At 69.8% G+C, this 19,571-nt stretch carries 18 protein-coding genes, 1 pseudogene and 1 riboswitch; of the genes and pseudogenes, 11 read left to right on the forward strand and 8 right to left on the reverse strand.

All coding sequences use genetic code 11. The features are described 5' to 3' along the window. Positions 1-52: 52 nt before the first annotated feature. Positions 53-1,687, reverse strand: a complete 1,635-nt coding sequence (gene pgm / locus AHIS1636_RS05805; protein ID WP_264794862.1) for a phosphoglucomutase (alpha-D-glucose-1,6-bisphosphate-dependent) — start codon at positions 1,685-1,687, stop codon at positions 53-55. A 116-nt stretch (positions 1,688-1,803) separates the two neighbouring features. On the opposite strand from pgm, the gene AHIS1636_RS05810 reads away from it, so the two are divergent. The 6 genes and pseudogenes from AHIS1636_RS05810 to AHIS1636_RS05835 form a co-directional block, all read left to right on the forward strand. Beyond that, complete coding sequence (locus AHIS1636_RS05810) at positions 1,804-2,289, forward strand: MarR family winged helix-turn-helix transcriptional regulator (RefSeq protein WP_264794863.1); 486 nt, start codon at positions 1,804-1,806, stop codon at positions 2,287-2,289. Further along, positions 2,276-3,067: an alpha/beta fold hydrolase gene (locus AHIS1636_RS05815; protein WP_264794864.1), complete on the forward strand. Its 792-nt coding sequence runs from the start codon at positions 2,276-2,278 to the stop codon at positions 3,065-3,067. Before AHIS1636_RS05810 ends, AHIS1636_RS05815 begins: the two co-directional genes overlap by 14 nt. A gap of 170 nt (positions 3,068-3,237) precedes the next feature. Further along, a riboswitch (SAM riboswitch) is annotated at positions 3,238-3,348 on the forward strand. A gap of 103 nt (positions 3,349-3,451) precedes the next feature. Beyond that, positions 3,452-4,366: a methylenetetrahydrofolate reductase gene (locus tag AHIS1636_RS05820; RefSeq protein ID WP_264794865.1), complete on the forward strand. Its 915-nt coding sequence runs from the start codon at positions 3,452-3,454 to the stop codon at positions 4,364-4,366. 23 nt (positions 4,367-4,389) lie between these two features. Next, a complete protein-coding gene (gene metE / locus AHIS1636_RS05825) occupies positions 4,390-6,765 on the forward strand; it encodes a 5-methyltetrahydropteroyltriglutamate--homocysteine S-methyltransferase (RefSeq protein WP_264794866.1) in 2,376 nt (791 codons plus the stop codon). Positions 6,766-6,803: 38 nt separating this feature from the next. Beyond that, the gene (locus AHIS1636_RS05830) at positions 6,804-8,138 is read left to right on the forward strand and encodes an O-acetylhomoserine aminocarboxypropyltransferase/cysteine synthase family protein (protein WP_264794867.1); all 1,335 of its coding nucleotides are present in this window, start codon (positions 6,804-6,806) and stop codon (positions 8,136-8,138) included. A gap of 18 nt (positions 8,139-8,156) precedes the next feature. Beyond that, positions 8,157-9,365 (forward strand): annotated as a pseudogene (locus AHIS1636_RS05835) (cystathionine gamma-synthase); the annotation flags it as partial. 73 nt (positions 9,366-9,438) lie between these two features. Here the strand turns inward: AHIS1636_RS05835 and AHIS1636_RS05840 are convergent. From AHIS1636_RS05840 to AHIS1636_RS05850, 3 genes are read right to left on the reverse strand one after another with little or no spacing between them, the layout of a single operon-like run. After that, positions 9,439-9,840 carry an arsenate reductase ArsC gene (locus AHIS1636_RS05840; RefSeq protein ID WP_264794869.1) on the reverse strand — a complete coding sequence of 134 codons (402 nt, stop codon included), beginning with the start codon at positions 9,838-9,840 and terminating at the stop codon, positions 9,439-9,441. Continuing rightward, complete coding sequence (locus AHIS1636_RS05845) at positions 9,837-10,538, reverse strand: aquaporin (protein WP_264794870.1); 702 nt, start codon at positions 10,536-10,538, stop codon at positions 9,837-9,839. The genes AHIS1636_RS05840 and AHIS1636_RS05845 overlap by 4 nt, the downstream gene beginning before the upstream one ends. Beyond that, positions 10,535-10,837 carry an ArsR/SmtB family transcription factor gene (locus AHIS1636_RS05850; RefSeq protein ID WP_264794916.1) on the reverse strand — a complete coding sequence of 101 codons (303 nt, stop codon included), beginning with the start codon at positions 10,835-10,837 and terminating at the stop codon, positions 10,535-10,537. Before AHIS1636_RS05850 ends, AHIS1636_RS05845 begins: the two co-directional genes overlap by 4 nt. A 132-nt stretch (positions 10,838-10,969) precedes the next feature. Between AHIS1636_RS05850 and AHIS1636_RS05855 the strand changes: the two genes are divergently transcribed. Beyond that, positions 10,970-11,425, forward strand: a complete 456-nt coding sequence (locus AHIS1636_RS05855; RefSeq protein WP_264794871.1) for an ArsI/CadI family heavy metal resistance metalloenzyme — start codon at positions 10,970-10,972, stop codon at positions 11,423-11,425. A gap of 129 nt (positions 11,426-11,554) precedes the next feature. Further along, positions 11,555-11,974, forward strand: coding sequence for a DUF4190 domain-containing protein (locus tag AHIS1636_RS05860; RefSeq protein ID WP_264794872.1), 420 nt, complete (start codon positions 11,555-11,557; stop codon positions 11,972-11,974). Between the two features lie 90 nt (positions 11,975-12,064). Here AHIS1636_RS05860 and AHIS1636_RS05865 read toward each other — a convergent pair whose 3' ends face one another. From AHIS1636_RS05865 to AHIS1636_RS05880, 4 genes are all read right to left on the reverse strand, one after another. Continuing rightward, on the reverse strand, positions 12,065-13,540 hold the full coding sequence (locus AHIS1636_RS05865; protein ID WP_264794873.1) for a peptide MFS transporter: 1,476 nt from the start codon (positions 13,538-13,540) through the stop codon (positions 12,065-12,067). 82 nt (positions 13,541-13,622) lie between these two features. After that, the gene (locus AHIS1636_RS05870; protein ID WP_264794874.1) at positions 13,623-15,005 is read right to left on the reverse strand and encodes an amidase; all 1,383 of its coding nucleotides are present in this window, start codon (positions 15,003-15,005) and stop codon (positions 13,623-13,625) included. 10 nt (positions 15,006-15,015) lie between these two features. Continuing rightward, positions 15,016-17,004 (reverse strand): ABC1 kinase family protein, encoded by a 1,989-nt coding sequence (locus tag AHIS1636_RS05875; protein ID WP_264794875.1) that lies wholly within the window; start codon positions 17,002-17,004, stop codon positions 15,016-15,018. Positions 17,005-17,041: 37 nt separating this feature from the next. Beyond that, positions 17,042-17,785, reverse strand: a complete 744-nt coding sequence (locus AHIS1636_RS05880) for a Type 1 glutamine amidotransferase-like domain-containing protein (RefSeq protein ID WP_264794876.1) — start codon at positions 17,783-17,785, stop codon at positions 17,042-17,044. A 100-nt stretch (positions 17,786-17,885) separates the two neighbouring features. Between AHIS1636_RS05880 and AHIS1636_RS05885 the strand changes: the two genes are divergently transcribed. The 3 genes from AHIS1636_RS05885 to AHIS1636_RS05895 all read left to right on the forward strand — a co-directional run bounded on the left by AHIS1636_RS05885 (position 17,886) and on the right by AHIS1636_RS05895 (position 19,568). Then, entirely contained in the window at positions 17,886-18,212 is a 327-nt protein-coding gene (locus AHIS1636_RS05885; RefSeq protein ID WP_264794877.1) for a rhodanese-like domain-containing protein, read from the forward strand. Beyond that, positions 18,212-19,138 (forward strand): prephenate dehydratase, encoded by a 927-nt coding sequence (gene pheA / locus AHIS1636_RS05890; RefSeq protein WP_264794878.1) that lies wholly within the window; start codon positions 18,212-18,214, stop codon positions 19,136-19,138. Before AHIS1636_RS05885 ends, pheA begins: the two co-directional genes overlap by 1 nt. Before the next feature lie 112 nt (positions 19,139-19,250). Further along, the gene (locus tag AHIS1636_RS05895) at positions 19,251-19,568 is read left to right on the forward strand and encodes a hypothetical protein (RefSeq protein ID WP_264794879.1); all 318 of its coding nucleotides are present in this window, start codon (positions 19,251-19,253) and stop codon (positions 19,566-19,568) included. The last annotated feature ends 3 nt before the right edge of the window (positions 19,569-19,571 follow it).

Below are 19,571 nucleotides of genomic sequence, written 5' to 3' on the forward strand. Positions count from 1 at the left end.
CCGCCCGTCCCGCCCCGCGCGCCGGCCCACCGGCGGTCGGCTTAGGGCGGGGTCAGCCGATGACCCCGTCCACGAGCGCCTTCGCCTCGGCCTGCACCTGCTTCAGGTGCTCGTCGCCCTTGAAGGATTCTGCGTAGATCTTGTAGACGTCTTCGGTGCCGGACGGGCGGGCGGCGAACCACGCGTTCTCGGTGGTGACCTTGAGTCCGCCGATCGCGGCGCCGTTGCCCGGTGCTTCCGTCAGCTTGGCGGTGATCGGCTCGCCGGCCAGCTCCGTCGCCGTCACGTCCGAGGCGGAGAGCTTGCCCAGGGCGGCCTTCTGTTCCCGCGTGGCGGCCGCGTCGATCCGCGCGTACGACGGCGAACCGAACTTCGCGGCCAGCTCACCGTAGAGTTCGGACGGGGACTTGCCCGTGACGGCCTTGATCTCGGAGGCCAGCAGGGCCAGCAGGATGCCGTCCTTGTCCGTGGACCACGGCTGCCCGTTGAACCGGACGAAGGACGCGCCGGCCGACTCCTCGCCGCCGAAGACGCCCTCGCCGGAGAGCAGGCCGGGCACGAACCACTTGAAACCGACCGGGACCTCCACCAGCTTGCGGCCCAGGTCCGCGGCCACGCGGTCGATCATCGAGGACGAGACGAGGGTCTTGCCCACGGAGGCCCCCGCGGGCCACTGCGGCCGGTGGGTGTACAGATACTGGATCGCCACCGCCAGGTAATGGTTCGGATTCATCAGCCCCGCGTCCGGGGTGACGATCCCGTGGCGGTCCGCGTCGGCGTCGTTCCCGGTAGCGATCTCGAACTCGGCGGAACGTCCGATCAGCGACGCCATGGCGTACGGGGAGGAGCAGTCCATGCGGATCTTCTCGTCCCAGTCCAGCGTCATGAACGCCCACTGCGGGTCCACCGTTGAATTGACCACCGTCAGGTCCAGGTTGTGCCGCTCCCCGATCGCGCCCCAGTAGTCCACCGAGGCGCCACCCATCGGATCCGCGCCGATGCGCACGTTCGCGTTGCGGATGGCCTCCAGGTCCAGCACCTGCGGCAGGTCGTCCACGTAGTTGCTGAGGAAGTCGTAGGTGCCCACGGCGCCGGAGAACTGGGCCTGGCCGAGCGGAATCCGCTTGACCCCGCGCAGGCCCGACTCGAGCAGCTCGTTGGCGCGGTTGGCGATCCAGCCCGTGGCATCCGAATCCGCGGGGCCGCCGTGCGGCGGGTTGTACTTGAAGCCGCCGTCTCCGGGCGGGTTGTGCGAGGGCGTGATGACGATGCCGTCGCCCTGCCCGTCCGGATTCGCGGTGTTGTGCTTGAGGATGGCGTGGCTGACGGCGGGCGTCGGGGTCCAGCCGGTCCTCGAATCCACCCAGACGGTGACGTCGTTGGCGGCCAGGACCTCCAGCGCCGTGTTCTGCGCCGGGTCGGAGAGCGCATGCGTGTCCTTGCCCATGAACAGCGGGCCGGCGATGCCCTGGCCGGCCCGGTATTCCACGATGGCCTGCGTGATGGCGGCGATGTGGTCCTCGTTGAAGGAACCCTTCAGGCTGCTGCCGCGGTGGCCCGACGTACCGAAGGCCACGCGCTGCGTCGGCTCCTTCGGATCGGGCTTCACGTCGAAGTACGCGTCGAGCAGCGCGGTCAGGTCAACAAGGTCGCTGGGTTGGGCCACTGTGCCCGCACGGTTTGCCATGTCCCAAGCATGCCAAAGATCACAGTGGGAGAGCCGCGTCGGTTACCAGAAGTTCACAACATTACGGCTGCGGAGGGTTGACGCCTAGCACGGAATATTGTTAAGTACTTAACAATATGGAAATCACCCAGTATGCCTCGTTCAAGCTCCACCAGGCCACAGCGCTGCTCGACCGCGTGGCGGACAACTACCTGCGGACCCATCACGGGATCCGGTACGCGCCGTTCCTGGTGCTGCTGATTTCCAAGGTCGTCGGGCCGGCCACGCAGCAGCGGCTCGCCACCGCGCTCGACGTCAGCCGGGCATCGATTACCCAGCGCGTCAGCGCGCTCAAGCAGCAGGGGTTGCTCTCGGTGGTGACGGATCCGGAAGATTCCCGCGCCCACCTCATCAGTCTGACCGAGGCCGGCGAACGGCTCGTGGCCGCGGCGTGGGAAGGCCTCGACCGGGACCTCGCGGACGTCGAAAAGGGCATTGACGAGCGGCTGCTGGCGGAACAGCTGGACCGGCTGATCGGCAACTTGTTGAAGGTATTGGAAGCCCAGGGCGGAGTGCAGCCGGTGAAGGCCGGCAGGAAAGGAGCCTACGATGGCCCAGCCTGAAATGTTCTGCCAGGAACTGAACTCCCATTGCCCGGAAACCGTTCTCTTCCTGCACGGCGGCAATGTCGCCGGATGGATGTGGGAGCCGCAGCATGAGGCCGTCCGGGACTACCACTGCCTGGTCCCGGACTTCCCCGGGTACGGCGGCAGCCGGAATATGCGGTGGGAAAGCCTGGCAGCGACCGCCGGCCTGCTGGCGGACCTCATCCGCGCCCGTGCCCGCGGCGGCCGGGCACACATCGTCGGCCTCTCGCTCGGAGCGGTGGTCGGGCTGCAGCTGGCCGGCCGGCATCCGGACGTGGTCAGCTCCGGATTCCTTACCGGGCCCCCGCTGACCGCACCCCGACTGGCCACGGGTCTGCTGGCCCGCCTCCAGCTGCGTGCCTGGGACCAGCCGTGGTTCTGGAAAAGCGCGGGCCGGGGCTACGGCCTCACCGGCGAGGGCCTGGAGGTCTTCGTGGAGACTGCCTTGGGCGTCTCCAAGGACAACCGGGACCGGATCTTCGCAGAGGTCTTCGGCACCTTTCCTGTGGAGGTGCTGCGCAGTATCACCGCTCCGTTGCTGCTGGTGACCGGCGGCAAGGACGCACGGCTCATCAAAGATTCTGCCGCGATAGCCGCGCGGGAGATCCCCGGCATCCGTACGGCCATGGCGCCGGGCATGCACCACCAGTGGAACATCGAGGACATTGGCCTGTTCAACCGGTCGCTCACGGCCTGGCTCACCGGCGCTCAGCTGCATCCCGGCCTGGCGTCCGCCGTCGTAAATCCCGCCTGAACCGGCGGCCGGCCGCGGCGCTCGGCCGCTTCCGCGGCCGGAACTTTATTGCGCCGGATGACGGCGGACTTGCGGTTCGTGACGAAACATTCCGTGCCGGGGAGCAACACTTCGACGTATCCGGTGCAGGTTTGCCCTCCGCGCCCCCGGGCTTCCTAGAGTGGACGCATTAGCCATCCAGAGCGGCCGAGAGATCTGGCTCGTTGACGCCGCAGCAACCATCCGGGAAGCCTCCGCGAGGAGACGGACCGGAACGGTGCTACCGCCAGGACCGATGGAGACGCGCCAGCGACACCACCAGGGCCTTGACCTGTCCGTGTGGAAAACGGCTGGTTCTTTCAGCAGCGCAGCGGCGCCCTCCGTCGGCAGGACCGAGGAGCGTACATGACCCTGGCAGCACGGACAGCCGTCCCGCCGTCGTTGTCCTACGAACTGTATCCGCCCGCCAACGCGCAGGCCGAAGCCGCCGTGCTTCGGGCCATCGAGGAGCTTGGCGGCACCCATCCCGACTATGTTTCAGTGACCTACAGCGGAACGCCCGAGCGGCGCCGCGCCTCCATCCAGCTGATCGAGCACCTGGTGGGCGCCACCAGGCTGCGGCCGCTGGCACACCTGACCTGCGTCGGGGAAACCCGCGACAGCCTGGAACTGCTGGTCTGCCAGTTCGTGGGGCTGGGCGTGCGCGGCGTGCTGGCCATGCGCGGGGACCTGCCCGCCGATGCGCAGGCCTGCCGCGGTGACCTGCCCTTCGCCCGCTACCTGGTGGAGCTGATCCGGCGGGTCGAGGGGCGGCATTCCGCGACGCTGGCCGGGGGCCGGATGGCCATAGGGGTGGCCGCCTATCCGAACCGGCATCCGGAGTCCCCGTCCTTCGAGCACGACATCGAGGTGCTTGTCTCCAAGGAACGCTCCGGGGCCGACTTCGCGATCAGCCAGGTCTACTTCGACCCGGCCCACTACGTCCGCCTCGTGGCGGCGGCCCGAGCGGCCGGCGTGACGATCCCGATCATTCCCGGGGTGATCCCCATGTCGAGCGTGCGCCGGCTGGAGCGGCTGGCCGTGATGACAGGTGTCCGTCCGGATCCGGCGCTGCTGCACCGGCTGGAGACGGCATCCTCCGACGCCGAGCGGCGACGGATCGGAGTCGCCGCCGCCGCGGAACTCGCGCGCGCTGCCCTGGACGCGGGGGCGCCCGGCCTGCACCTGTACACCTTCAACGACGCGCGCGCCTCCGTCGAGGTGGTCGAGGCGCTCGACCTGCCCTCCACCCGTACCCTTTCCGCTTCCGTATCCGCCTGAACCCGCCTGAAAAGGAGAACACCATGACCGCCAAGACCTTTCCCGCCGCCACCATCCTGGGCTACCCGCGAATCGGCCCCAACCGCGAACTGAAGAAGGCCCTCGAGGCCCACTGGAGCGGCCGGCTCGACGAGGACGGCCTGCTCTTCGAGGCCCGCAAGGTCCAGGACCGGACGGTCCGGCGGCTGGTCCAGCTCGGCCTGGACGCCGCCGACTCCTCCATCCCCGCCGACTTCGCGCTCTACGACCAGGTCCTCGACACCACGGCCGCCCTCGGCGCGCTGCCGTCCCGCTTCGCCGATCTCGCGGACAGCGACGGCGGCGTCGGCACCGCCGCGTCCTTCGTGCTGGCGCGCGGCGACGGCGAACGCCCGCCCCTGGAACTGACCAAGTGGTTCGACACGAACTACCACTACCTCGTGCCGGAAATCGGCCCGGAGACCTGCTTCGCCGCCGTCGCCCACCAGCTGGCCGGGATCGTCCGCCGGCAGAAGGACCGCGGCGCCGTGCTGCGGCCGGTCCTCGTGGGCCCGGTGACCTACCTGCTGCTCGCCAAGGCCGAGGACGGCGCGCCCGCGGGCTTCGACCCGCTGACCCGGATCGACGATGCCGTCGCGGCCTACGTAGGGATCCTCGGCCAGCTGGCCGAGGCCGGCGCCGAGTGGGTGCAGCTCGACGAGCCGGGCCTCTCCACCGACGCCGGCGCGGCGCTGGCCGCCCCCGGCGGACTGGTGGAGCAGGTCTACCGGAAGCTGGCCGAGGCCCCGGTCGCGGCCCCGGGCCGCCACGCGAACGGGCGCCCGGCCCTGCTGGTCACCACCGGCTACGGCACCGCGGGGGACCCTGCCCGCGCCGGCGAGGCCCTGGCCGTGCTGGCCGCCGTCGGCGTCGAAGCCGTCCACGCCGACCTCGTCCGCGGTTCGCTGCCGTCCGCCGAAGCGCTGCGGGCGCTCGGCGGCACCCGTTTCGTTGCCGGCATCGTGGACGGCCGCAACGTGTGGCGGAACAACCTGCTGTCCTCGCTGGACGTGCTCGAGGACCTGCAGGCGCAGTCCGGCGCGGCCGTCTCGGTCGGCACCTCCACGTCGCTGCTGCACGTGCCGCACGATGTTGCCGCCGAGTCCGTGCTGCCGGCGCACCTGCCGGCCTGGCTCTCCTTCGCGGACCAGAAGGTGCGCGAGGCAGCAGTGCTGGCCCGCGGACTCGCCGAAGGCCGGTCGTCCATTGCCGCGGAACTGCAGAACGCGGAGGCGGCCCTGAGGTCGCGTGCCAAGTACGACGGCGTGGTGTCGCCGGCCGTCCGGCAGCGCACCGCGGCGCTGGGGGAGGCAGACTTCACCCGGGGCCCGGCCGAGCGCCGCGCCGAACTGCAGCAGGCCAGGCTGGGACTGCCCGTCCTGCCGACCACCACGATCGGCTCCTTCCCGCAGACCGGCGAGGTCCGGCGCGCCCGTGCCGCCGCGCAGAAGGGCAGCATCACCGAGGCGGAATACGAGCAGTTCCTCAAGGAGGAGATCGCCCGCGTGGTGGCGCTGCAGGAGGAGCTGGGGCTGGACGTGCTGGTCCACGGCGAGCCGGAGCGCAACGACATGGTCCAGTACTTCGCCGAGAACTTCGACGGCTTCGCGGCCACCGGCAACGGCTGGGTCCAGTCCTACGGCTCCCGCTGCACCCGGCCCTCCATCCTCTGGGGCGACGTGTCGCGGCCGGCGGCGTTCACCGTTCCGTGGACCAGGTATGCACAGTCGCTGACCCGGCGGCCGCTGAAGGGCATGCTCACCGGACCGGTCACCATCCTCGCCTGGTCCTTCGTCCGCGACGACCAGCCGCTGGCGGAGACGGCCAACCAGGTGGCCCTGGCCCTGCGCGACGAGATTGCGGACCTGGAGGCCGCGGGAACCGGCATCGTGCAGGTGGACGAACCTGCCCTGCGCGAGCTGCTGCCGCTGCGCGCGGCGGACCAAGCCGCCTACCTCGACTGGTCGGTCCGCGCCTTCCGGCTCGCCACCTCGGGCGCTTCGGACGCGACCCAGATCCACACCCACCTGTGCTACTCGGAGTTCGGCGAGGTCATCGCCGCGATCGCCGCCCTCGACGCGGACGTGACCAGCATCGAGGCCGCCCGTTCGCGGCTCGAGGTGGTGGCCGACCTGGCCGGCTTCGGGTTCCGCCGCGGGATCGGCCCGGGCGTCTACGACATCCACTCGCCGCGGGTTCCTTCCCGCGAGGAGATCGCCGGGCTGATCGAGACCGCGCTGGCCGCGATCCCGGTCCGCCAGCTGTGGATTAATCCGGACTGCGGGCTGAAGACCCGCGGCTATGAGGAAACCGCTGCGTCCCTGCGCAACGTCGTCGCCGCCGCGAAGGCTGCCCGCGAAACCCTGGCCGTCCGCGCCTAGCGGCCCCGGCCCCCGCGTCCAGATGAGGAACCCCTTCCATGAGCATTCCCGACGGCGGTACCGCCACCGCGCAGATCCATGCCGGCTACGAACCGCAGGCCCCGCACCGGCCGGTGACGGTGCCGCTCTACCAGAGCGCGGCCTACGAGTTCCCCGACTATGAATCGGCCCGGCGAATGTTCGCATTGAAGGAGGCCGGCTTCACCTACACTCGGACCGGCAACCCGACCGTGGCCGTACTGGAGCAGCGCGTGGCGGCGCTGGAGGGCGGCACGGGTGCCCTGGCCACGGCCACGGGACAGGCCGCCGTCGCCGTGGCCCTGCTGGCGCTGGTGCGCGGCGGCCAGCACCTGGTCGCCTCCTCCAAGCTGTACGGCGGAACCGTGGACCTGCTCACGGACACGTTCGGCGACTTCGGGATCGAGGTCAGCTTCGCCGATCCGGCCGACGCGGGGGCCTGGGCCGCGGCGGTGCGTCCGCAGACCAGGGCGTTCCTGACCGAGGCCATCGGGAATCCGCTGGCCACGCTGCAGGACCTGCCGGCGATTGCCGCCGTCGCGCACGGCGCCGGGGTGCCGCTGGTCGTGGACAACACGCTGGCCACCCCGGTGCTGTACCGGCCGCTGGAACTGGGCGCCGACGTCGTTGTCCATTCGGCGACCAAGTTCCTCGGCGGACACGGCACCTCGCTCGCGGGGCTGGTGGTGGACGGCGGCCGGTTCGACTTCTCCGCCTACCCGGAGAAATGGCCGCAGCTCACCCGGCCCAAGCGCCGCTACGGCGGGGACACCCTGTGGGAGCGGCACGGCCGCGGCGCCTACCTGGCGCTGGCGCGCAGCAAGTACCTGCACGACCTCGGCCCCTCGCTCTCCCCGTACAACGCGGCGCAGGTCCTGCAGGGGCTCGAGACGCTGGACATCCGGGTCGCGCGGCACGGGGAGAACACGCGGGAGGTGGCCGACTTCCTGGCCGGGCATCCGGCCGTCGCCGCGGTGCACCACCCCTCGGTGCCGGGGCATCTGCAGGCATCGCTGGCCGCCCGCGACTTCCCGCGCGGCACCGGCAGCGTGTTCTCCTTCGACCTGGCCGCGGACCCCGCCGAGGTGGGGCCGTTCATCGACCGGCTGCGGCTCTTCAAACTGGTGGCCAACGTGGGGGACACGCGGTCGCTGGTGGCGCACCCGGCGGCCATGACACACTGCCGGCTCTCGCCCCGGCAGCGGGCCGCGGCGGGCATCGGCGAGGCCACCATCCGGCTCTCGATCGGGCTGGAATCAGCCGCGGACCTGGTCGCCGACCTGGCCCGGGCGCTGGACCCGCTCACCGCAACCCTGCCGGCCTCCGGTGCCCCGGCCGCCGTCGTCAACGCCTGAACCGAAACGCAAGAACGGAGGCCCGACATGCCCGGATTCAACACCACCGCCATCCACGCCGGCCAGGAGCCGGACCCGCTGACCGGCGCCGTGATTCCGCCGATCTACCAGACCTCGACCTTCGTGCAGGACGGCATCAACGTGCTGCGCGCGGGGCACGAGTACAGCCGCGGTTCCAACCCCACCCGCAACGGCTTCGAGGCACAGCTGACGGCGCTCGAACACGGCGCGGCGGGCTTCGCGTTCGCCTCCGGCCTGGCCGCGGAGGACGCCCTGCTCCGCGCGCTGCTGCGGCCGGGCGACCACATCGTGCTCGGCGGGGACGGCTACGGCGGCACCAACCGGCTGGTCAACCACCTGCTGGGGCCGTGGGGCGTGGCCAACACGGCAGTGGACATCACGGACCTGGACGCGGTTGCGGCGGCGGTCCGACCGGGCGAAACGGCGCTGCTCTGGGTGGAGACGCCGTCGAACCCTCTGCTGGGGATCGCCGACCTCGCCGGGTGGGCCCGGGTGGCGCACGACGCCGGGGCCCTCCTTGTGGTCGACAACACCTTCGCGTCGCCCTACCTGCAGCGGCCGCTCGATTTGGGCGCCGACGTGGTGGTGCACTCCACCACCAAGTACATCGGCGGGCACTCGGACGTCCTCGGCGGCGCCGTGGTGGTGGCGGACCGGGCATTCCGCGGCAAGGCCTTGGCCGAGGCAGTCGGCTACCAGCAGTTCGCCGGCGGCGCCGTGGCCGGACCGCAGGACTGTTACCTGGCCGCGCGCGGGCTGAAGACCCTGGGCCTGCGGATGGAGCGGCACGGCAGCAACGCCCTGGCCCTCGCCCGATGGCTGCGGGACCAGCCCGGCATCGCCGAGGTGCTCTACCCGGGTCTGCCCGAGCACCCGGGGCATGAACTGGCCGCCCGCCAGATGTCCGGCTTTGGCGGGATCGTCTCGCTGCAATTCGCCGCGGGCGAGGCCGCCGCCCGGACATTTGCCGAGTCCACGCGGCTGTTCGCGCTTTCCGTAAGCCTCGGCGGGGTGGAATCGCTGGTCTGCTACTGCTCCGAGATGACGCACGCCTCGGTCCGCGGAACGGAGCTGGCGGTGCCGACGGACCTGGTCCGGCTGTCCGTCGGCGTGGAGGACGTCGCGGACCTGCGCGCCGACCTTGCGGCCGGGCTCGAGGCGGCGCTGGCAGCCGCGCCGGACCGGCCGGTGCTCAGCGCCGTGTGAGTCCGGGGACGGCGGCTGGACTGGACCCGGCCGGGCTGGCCGTGAGACCGGGGCAACTTCCTGCCCCCGGTGCTCAGGCGTCCAGGCTGCGAATGAGGGCCTGTACCCGGTTTTTGATGTCGTCGCGGACGCCGCGGACCATGTCGATGTCCTGGCCTGCCGGGTCGTCGAGGACCCAGTCCTCGTACCGCTTGCCCGGGAAGTAGGGGCAGGTGTCGCCGCAGCCCATGGTGATCACGACGTCGGATTCCCGGACGGCGCCCGTGGTGAGGATTTTCGGGACGGCGCGGCTGATGTCGATGCCTTCCTCGGCCATGGCCTGCACGGCGACAGGATTGACCTGGTTGCCGGGTTCCGAGCCTGCCGACAGCACGGTGACGCGGTCCCCGGCCAGGTGCTGCAGGTAGCCGGCGGCCATCTGGGAGCGGCCGGCGTTGTGCACGCAGACGAAGAGGACGCTGGGCTTGCTGGTCATCGGGTCTGTCCTTCGGTGGTGATTTCGGCAGCGGCCTGTTCGGCGTGCGGGTACAGGAGGCGGATCAGTCCGGCGGCGAGGACGCCGCCGGCCAGTTGCATGGCAATGAACGGCAGGACGGAGGACGGGGCGATGCCGGCAAAGCTGTCCGAGAACATCCGCGCGACGGTCACGGCCGGGTTGGCGAAGCTGGTGGAACTGGTGAACCAGTAGGCGGCGGTGATGTAGCCGCCTACGGCGACGGCGACCATGTCCTTGCGGCCGGAACGGGCGGCGCCGAAGATCACCAGCAGCAGCCCGGCCGTGGCCACGGCTTCGGCCAGCCACAGCCCCGTCCCGGTGCGCTCCGTGGCCGCGATGGTGACCGCGGGCAGCTCGAACATGAGATTGGCCAGCACGCTGCCGAGGATGCCGCCGGCCATTTGGGCGGCGATCAGTGCTCCGGCTTCACGCCAGCCGATGACGCCGAGCCATCGTTCGGCCAGCGTCACGACCGGGTTGAAGGCCGCCGAGACCGGTTGCAGGGCGATGATCAGCGCGATCAGGACCGCCCCCGTGGCGAGGGCGTTTTCGAGCAACTGCAGGCCGACGTCATCGGGAGAGAGCCGGCTGGCAGCGATGCCCGACCCGACCACGGTGGCTACGAGCAGCGCGGTCCCGACCAGTTCGGCCAGGGCCCGCCGGGCCAACCCGCTCATGCGCCCGCGCTGGAGATCAGTTTCCCCAGCGAATCCAGGACGTCCGCCTGGGCCTTGTAATAAACCCACACGCCGCGCTTGCTGCGCTCCAGCAGCCCGCTCTGGTGCAACACCTTCAAATGGTGGCTGATCGTTGGCTGGGACAGGTCGAAAGCCTCGGTCAGGTCGCACACGCAGGCCTCCCCGCCTTCGTGGGACGCAACCAGAGAGAGCAGTTGCAGCCGGACCGGATCGGCCAGGGCCTTCAGCAGCCCGGAGACCCGCTCCGCCTGCCCGGCCGTCATCGGCTCACGGGTCATCGGCGTGCAGCAGGCGACCGCCTCAACCGGAGTCAGTTCGAGAAGAGATTTAGACACTCATCAATATTGACAGAGATCAATATGAGTGGCAATCTGCGGGATATAGACATCCATCTATCTCTAGGAGTTGTCATGTCCCGCCTGCAGCTTGCGCTCAACGTCGATGACCTTGAAGAGTCCGTCGCGTTCTACTCGCGGCTGTTCGACACCGGGCCGGCCAAGCGCCGGCCCGGCTACGCGAACTTCGCCGTGGCCCAGCCGCCACTGAAACTCGTGCTCATCGAGAACCCCGGCAAGGGTGGCTCGCTCAACCATCTCGGCGTGGAAGTCGAGGACACGAACGCGGTCAATGCCGAACAGAAGCGGCTGGCAGAAGATGGCTTCGCCACCACCGATGAGCGCGAAACCACCTGCTGCTACGCCAAGCAGGACAAATTCTGGGTCCGGAACACCCCGAACGGCGAGCGGTGGGAGATCTACACGGTCCTGGCCGACAGCCAGACATTCTCCGCCACTTCGCACGCCGAACCTCAGACCTGCTGCACCGATCAGGCAGCCGGTGTTCCTGCGGCCAAGGCCTGCTGCTGACCTTGATCGGATCGAAAGAGCCGGCGGGCGCGGTGACCGCCGCGCCCGCCCCGTCCGCGCGGTCCTAGACTGGTAGCGGTACCCGCCGGTCTGCGGGTGCCGGAGCACTGTTACGAGGGGGCAAAGAGCATGTCAGGCGCGGGCGCGGACAGGAATCCGCCGTTCAACGATCCCAAACATCCGGACTGGTACACCGATCCGCAGGCCGGGCGGCAGGGCCAGCCCGCGCCCGGGGCCGGCCCCTATTCCTACCAGCCCGGCCCCGGCATGCAGCGCGCACCGCAGCACGACCCGTACGGCGGCCCCGGTTACAGCCAGCCGAAGGGCCTGAGCATCGGTGCGCTGGTCTGCGGCATCGTCGGCGTGGTGACCTTCGGCTTCCTCTTCCTGCCGCAGATCGCCGCGATCGTGCTCGGCCACATCGCGCTCGGCCGCGAGCCGGCGGGCCGCGGCATGGCGCTGGGCGGGCTCATCATGGGCTACGTGGTGGTTGGCCTGTGGACCCTGTTGCTGATGATCGGCGTCCTCGGCGCTATGTCCGGATCCTGACCTTCGGCCCCGTAAACCAAGGCGGTCCAAGCCGGAAGACGCGATGCTTCCGGCTTGGACCGCCGTCGTTGTTTTACGGTTTATGGGGACCTAGCGGACCCCGCCCATGATCTTCTTCATGGCCGGAGCCGCAACGGCCAGGGCGGCGCCGAGGATCATGGCGGTCACGCCGATGAAGCCGAAATACGGTGCCTCGTTGGCCGGATCGTAGTAGCCCGCGAGGATGCCGGCCAGCGTGGTGCCCAGCGAGATGGAGAGCAGGAACAGCGCCACCATCTGGGTCTTGAAGGCCGCCGGGGCGAGCTTGGTGGAGATGGAGCTGCCGGTCGGGGACAGGAACAGCTCCGCCATCGTGAACAGGAACAGGATGCCCACCATGGCCAGCAGCGGGGTGCTGTTGGCGCCGCCGCCGGCCAGCGGTATGAACGCCAGGAAGGCCAGGCCCATGATGGCCAGGCCCAGCGCGAACTTCAGCGGCGAACCGGGCTGCTTGGGGCCGAGCTTGGTCCAGATCGCGGCGAAGATGCCCGCGAAAATGATGATGAAGACCGGGTTGATCGACTGCACCCAGGTGGCCGGCATTTCCCAGCCGAACAGCGTGCGGTCCAGCTGCTTGTCCGCGTACAGCGCCACCACGGTGAACTGCTGCTGGAACAGCGCCCAGAACGCGGCGGACGCGATGAAGAGCGGGATGAAGGCGTAGACCCGGCCGCGCTCCACGGGCGTGACCCGCTTGCTGGACAGGATCACCACGAAGTAGATGGCGGCGGCAATGATCGCCAGCCACGCCATGATCGGGGCGAGGTTCTCCGCGGTGACCAGGCCCAGTGCCACGGCCAGCACAATGACAACGACGGCGGCAATCGCCACTGCGGCGATCCGGCCGTACTTGCTGCGCGGCAGGGGATTGGCGACGTAGTGCGACTCCTCCGGCAGGTTCTTGCGGGTCAGCGCGTACTGGCCGAGGCCGATGGCCATGCCGAGGGCGGCCAGGCCGAAGCCGTAGTGGAAGCCGAGGCTGACCTGGGCCAGGCCGGTGAGCAGCGGGCCGATCAGGCCGCCGATATTGACGCCCATGTAGAAGATGGAGAAGCCGGCGTCGCGGCGCTCATCCTTCTCGGCATACAGCGAGCCGACCAGCGAGGTGGCCGTGGCCTTCAGCCCGCCGGAACCGATGGCGACGAGGACGAGGCCGATGGCCAGTCCGACCGCGCCCGGGACCAGGGCCAGCGCGATGTGGCCGAACATGATCATGATGCCCGAGTAGAAGAGCACCTTCTCCGCACCGAGCAGCCGGTCGGAAATCCAGGCGCCGAGGATGCTGGAGAGGTACACGCCGCCGCCGTACGCGCCCACCAGTCCCGTGGCCAGGCCTTCGTCCATCCCGAGGCCGCCTTCGGCCACCGAGAAGTACATGTAGTACAGGAGAATGCCCTGCATTCCGTAGAAGGAGAAGCGCTCCCAGAGTTCCACGGAGAAGAGGTTGGCGAGCATTCGGGGGTGCCCGAAGAACGTCTTGCCTCCCGCGGCTTGTGACACGCGGGTAGACGGGGAAATTTGACTCATTCGGTCAATTTTGCCACCGATGTTCATTCATTGTCATATTCTTGGTTGCCCGCGGACACCAATGATAGGGAGTCGTCCCTCGTCAGCGCGTTGTTTCCAGCTGCGCGGCGACGGCCAGCAGCTGTGCTTCCGATCCGGCCCGGCCGATCAGCTGGATGCCCATCGAGAGCCCTGCCGGGGTGGTGAGCACGGGCACGGTGATCGCCGGCAGCCCGCACACGTTGACCATGGAGCTGTAGGGCGAGTACTGGCACTGGCGCATGTAGTCCACCTCGGCCGTCTGCTCGGTGTACCAGCCGACGGGACGCGGGGTCATGGCCAGGGCCGGTGTCAGCACCAGGTCGAACCGCGAGTACTGCGCGATGGTGTCCTCCTGGAACTTCGCGAGGACGGCGAGGGCCTGGTCCAGCTCGGCCGGGCTCCGTCCCAGGGCACGACGGCGGAAGGCCCGGGTCAGCGGCATGAGCTGCGGTTCGTGGCTGGCGGGGATCCGCAGGTGCGCCAGGCTGGAGGTCCAGGCCGTCGTGAAGGCCTCGGGGTAGCGGTTGTCGTAGCGGAAATCCGTGTCCAGCACGTCGTGGCCGAGTCCGGCCAGCAGGGCGGCGCCCCGGTCGAAGGCGGCCTGGGCCTCCGGTTCAAGCCACAGCGGATAACGGGTGGCGAAGGGCGAGAGTGTGCTCGCCCCGATCCGGAACCGTCCCTCGGCCCGCCGGGCGGCGCCGAGGAAGTCGGGTTCCGGGCCGAACTGGGAGCGGGCCAGGGGCTCGTCAACCATTGCATCCAGGAGCAGCCCGGCGTCTTCGGCCGTGCGCGCCAGCGGCCCGGCGACCACGAGACGGCCGGGATCGTCCCCGGAGGAGCCTGCCGGCACCCGGGCACGGCCGGGCTTGAGGCCCACCAGCCCTGTGGCGGCGGCGGGAATCCGGATGGATCCGCCCCCGTCCGAACCGGGGGCGAAGGGCAGCATGCCGGCGGCGACGGCGGCCGCGCTGCCGCCCGAGGATCCGCCGGCGCTGGTGGCCGGTGCCAGCGGATTGCGTGCCGGCGGGGCCACCCGGTTCTCGCTGTAGGAGGTCAGGCCAAACTCGGGCACCTGTGTCTTGCCCAGGCTGATCGCGCCGGCCCTCTCCAGCACCTCCACCAGGGTGTGGTTGGAGCTCGCCGGCACGTGGTCAACGGCGCAGCTGCCGTGCGTGGTCTTCACGCCGGCCACGTCGGTCAGGTCCTTGAAGGCCAGCGGCAGCCCGTGCAGCCGCCGCAGCTGCCCGCCGTGCGCCTGGAACTCGTCCGCGGCCCGCGCCCGGTCCAGGGCGTTCTCCGCCGTGACCGTGATGAAGGAGCCCAGCTCGGGATTGAGCGACTCGATCCGGGCCAGGTAGTGCTCGGTGAGTTCGCGGGCGCCGACCTCGCCGCGGCGGATCGCTTGCCGCTGCTCCACGGCCGTGAGTTCGTACAGGTCAGACATCGCAATTACCTTAGCCGCTGTTTTCCGGATGGCGGCGGAAGACCAGGGCCACCGCCCGCAGGGACAGGACGAAGCCGGCGAACAGCAGCGTGTAGCCAAAGAACGCGTGCATCCGTACACTTTCGGTCAGCATCGGCCCGGTGTCGCTCGCGATCAGGATGATGGCCCCCAGCGTCGCCGCGCTGGCCAGCAGGGCCACCACCACCTGCTGGACGAGGGTGTCCAGGAAATGCCGGTCCCGGCTGTCGGCCAGCATCCGGATGTTCATCGAGAAGCGGCCCTGCTCCAGGTCCTCGGTCAGCTTGTTCAGCCGCCGGGGCATCCGCTCCAGCAGCGGCAGCAGCTGGAGGGCCCGGCTCTCGAGCTGGTCCTTCAGGTTTCCCGGCCGGAACTGGTGGGCCATCATGCGCCTGCCCTCCGCGCGCGCCGCTGCAACGACGTCGAACCCTGGGCACACCTGCCCGAGCGTCCCTTCCAGCGCCGCCAGCGCCCGGAAGGCCGCGGCGATCTGCGGCGGGACCGCGAAGCCGTGCTGGACCAGCAGGTTCAGCAGCACCGTGAACATGCTGCGGCTGCCGAGGCCGCCGAAGCCGGTCCGGTACCGCGTCAGCAACTGGCCCACGCCGCGCTCCAGCGCGCGCTCGTTGAGCTCCTCGGGCCGGTCCAGCAGCTCGATCAGCGCATCCGTGGCGGCGACGCTGTCGTCCTTCTCCACTGCGTAGAGCAGCGTGCCGAGCGACTGCCGGGTCGAAGGGTCCAGGCGCCCCACGGAACCGAAGTCCAGCAGCCCGATCCCGCCGTCGTCACGCAGGAAAATGTTGCCCGGGTGCAGGTCCGCATGGAAGACGCCGGAGTCGACAATCTGGGTCAGCGTCGCCGAAAGCAGCTTCGTCGCCACCTCATGCCGGCGTTCCTCGGTCATGCCGGACAGGACGCCGCGGGCGTGCGAAATCGGCCGCCCCTCCAGCTTGTCCATCACCAGCAGGCGGCTGCCGGAGAACTCTTCGTACGCATGCGGCACGCGGACGTCTCCAGCGCCGGCCTCCGCCAGCGACGCACCGACGCTGCGCATGTTCTCCAGCTCCACGTGGTAGTTGAGCTCCTCGCGCAGCGACGCGGCGAAGCCCTCGGCCAGTCCCTTGACGCCGATGGTGCGCGCCCAGGGCGCGGAGCGGTCCAGCCAGTGCGCCATCCGCAGGACGATGTCCATGTCCCGGCGTACCTGCCGCAGGGCCAGCGGCCGCTGGACCTTCAGGACCACGACCTGGCCGGACAGCAGGCTGCCCTCGTGCACCTGGGCGACCGACGCCGAGGCGAGCGGCTCGGGATTGACCCAGGCGAAGACCTCGTCCAGGTCCCGGCCCAGGTAGGTCCGGATCGCCGGCTCGATGGCCGACCACGGCTCCGGTTCCGCATGCGTCTGCAGCTTCGACAGCTCGCGGATGTAGGGCTCGGAGAGCAGGTCCCGGCGCGTGGACAGCATCTGGCCAAGCTTCACGAAGGTCACGCCGGCCTCGTTCAGCGCCAGGCGCAGGTGGAGCGCCGTCTCCTCCTCGTTCTCGTGCCGCGAGTTGCGGTTGAGCCCGCGCAGCTGCGACCCGAGGCCGTGCCGCATCGCTATGCCGACCACTTCCGCATAGCGCCGGGTCCGCTGCCGCCGCGCGCGCCAGCCGCGGAAGAAGCTGCTCAGCTTCGGCAGCGAGCCGGTGGGGACGGCGACTTCCAGCCCCACGAGGATCGCGACGCCGAGGGCGAACACCCAGACCACCGCGAGGGTGAGGAACATGAGTACGACGGCGGCCGGTACCTTGACTGCCGAGCCGTCCACTCCGCCGATATCCGCGCTCGCGGCCAGGTACTGCGCCATGGCGCCGAAGGAAAGGATCATCAGGACGCCGACGGCGATCGAGCGCGGCCAGCCGACGGGCACGCCGAGCACGCGGCGGGCGATCATGGCCAGCAGCCATGCGAGTACCAGGACGATCAGCGCCGAGACCACCAGCAGTGCGCCGTTGCCCAGCCCCGCGAGGCCGCTGCTAACCCAGATAGCGGGCCTCGATCGGCTCCTCGTGGGCCACGGCCTCCGGCCCGTCGCCGGCCCTCGCCGTCACACGGTAGGCGAGCTTGCCGGGGACTTCGGTGACCGCCTCCGCGAGGCTCGTGCCCCGGTACACCAGCCCGACGCCGTCGTCCGTGCAGTGCGTTTCGCCCAAGGTGCCGTCGGCCACGAGCCGGTGCACCAGGGGACGGCGGCGGGGCTCTGAGTCATAGTGGACGCCGTTGTCATAGGGCAGCAGGGCCAGTCCGTTCGTGACGGCGCGCAGTTCGGGCCCGAAGGAATCCGTGGTGCCGCCGCGAAACCAGCAGATCGAGCCCGCCGAGACGCCCGCCAGGACGACCCCGGCCTCCCAGACCCGGCGGAAGATCGCGTCCAGCCCGTGCACCCGCCACACGGCCAGCAGGTTGGCAACGGAACCTCCGTTGACCCAGACGACGTCCTGCTCCAGCAGGTGCCCCTCCATGTCTTCGACGTTGGGCATGCTGAACAGGTTCAGGTGCGAGAGGTCGAATCCGGCGACCCTGGCCGCCTCGTCCAGTTCCGCGGCGAACCAGCGCTGGTCCCCTCCGGCGGTGCCCAGGTGGGCGATGCGCGGCGCGCGGCCCGCCGAGCCGGAAAGCCCGACGGCGTGGTGGACCAGTTGATTGAACTCGAGGCGGGTGCGTCCGCCGGGCTTGTAGCCACCGGACGTGGCGAGGATCGTGGGGTGGTCGGCAGCCATCGGTACCTCTGTCTTCGTAAGGTGCAGGGCGTGCTCCCACTATAGGCTGGAGGCGGCGGCAGATCGTCAGCCGAATCTGTGATTGTTGCGGAGGGACCCCATGACCGAGATCGAGAACGTGGATGTGGAAAGCATCGGCGCCGGGGCCAAGGTGCTCGACGTCCGCGAAGACTACGAGTGGGAAGCCGGGCACATCGAGGGTGCCCTGCATATCCCGATGAACGACCTGCCCGAGCGGGTCGAGGAACTGGATCCGGACGAGGACGTCTACGTCATCTGCCGCAGCGGCGGACGCTCGTTCCGGGTGGTCCAGTGGCTGGTGGGGAACGGCTACACCGCGATGAATGTCTCCGGCGGCATGGGTGCCTGGCTGGAAGCCGGCAAGCCGATGGTGGCGGACAACGGCCAGGAGCCCACGGTCAAATAATGGGCTCGACTTACACGTACCTGGGTCCCGAGGGCACCTTCACCGAGGCGGCGCTCCTGCAGGTTGCCGGCGCCGAGGACGCGGAACGGCTCCCGGCCGGCAGCGTGGACTCGGCCTTGGAACTGGTCCGGACCGGGCGTGCCGCGGCCGCCATGGTTCCCATCGAGAACTCGGTGGAAGGCGGGGTGAGCGCCACCCTCGACGCGATTGCCACCGGCGGGCCGCTGATGATCCTGGGGGAGCAGCTCGTGCCCATCCGGTTCGTCCTTGCCGCCCGGCCGGGGCTGGGGCTTTCCCGCGTCAGGCGCGTCTCGACGCATTCGCACGCGTGGGCCCAGTGCAGGCAATGGAGCAGCGCCAATATTCCCGATGCCGAATATATTCCTGCCTCTTCCACCGCGGCTGCAGCCGTGGGCCTGCTGGCGGCGGACTGCCCCTATGACGCCGCCATCTGCGCGCCGCTCGTCGCGGAGCAGCGCGGACTGAACGTGCTCGCCGAGGGTATCGGCGACGTCGAAGACGCGGTCACCCGCTTCATCCTGGTCGGACTTCCCGGACCCTTGCCCGCCCCGACCGGATCGGACAAGACGACGCTGGTCGTTCCGCTGCCCAAGGACCATCCCGGCGCGCTGATGGGCATCCTGGAGCAGTTCGCCAGCCGGGGCGTCAACCTCAGCCGGATCGAGTCCCGCCCCACCGGCCAGTTCCTGGGGGACTACTTCTTCAGCATCGACATCGACGGCCACCTCGCGGAGGAGCGCGTGGCCGACGCCGTGCGCGGCCTGCACAGGCTCAGCCCCGGCCTGCGTTTCCTCGGCTCCTTCCCCCGGGCGGACCGGCGGCGTTCTGCCGTTTCCGGGCACAACGGGGACGAAGCATTCCGGCAGGCGCATGAATGGGTGGTCGGCCTCCTCGAGCCGGCCTAGCCTGCCCCCGCGCCGCTCGGCGGGCCCGTTCCCCGCCGCGGACTTACATCGCGCACCATTGCTCAGTAGGCTGATGATTACTGACCCGAGCAACCGAACGGAAGGGTGCATGATGACCGATCGCAAAGACGATGGACAGCAAGAGCATTACGACGAACAGCTCCAGCAGACGGCCAGCGAGTCCCGCTCGGGCGATGCGGGCGACCTGGGCAACGACCTTCGGTTCGCTGAGGAGCAGGAGCTGATCAAGCAGCAGAGCCATGGCGAATTCCCGGAGCCCCAGGGCGAAGGCCTGGACGACCGCCTCGAGGACGTTCCGGGGCTGGATGAGGAGCGTGCCGCTACGGACGTTCCCGGCGACGAACTGCGCAACACGAACGAGGCCGATGCGAGCGACGATCCATACAACCTCGGCGGGCAGGACACCTGAGTC

Source organism: Arthrobacter mangrovi, from assembly GCF_026011795.1.
GTDB classification, from domain to species: domain Bacteria; phylum Actinomycetota; class Actinomycetes; order Actinomycetales; family Micrococcaceae; genus Crystallibacter; species Crystallibacter mangrovi.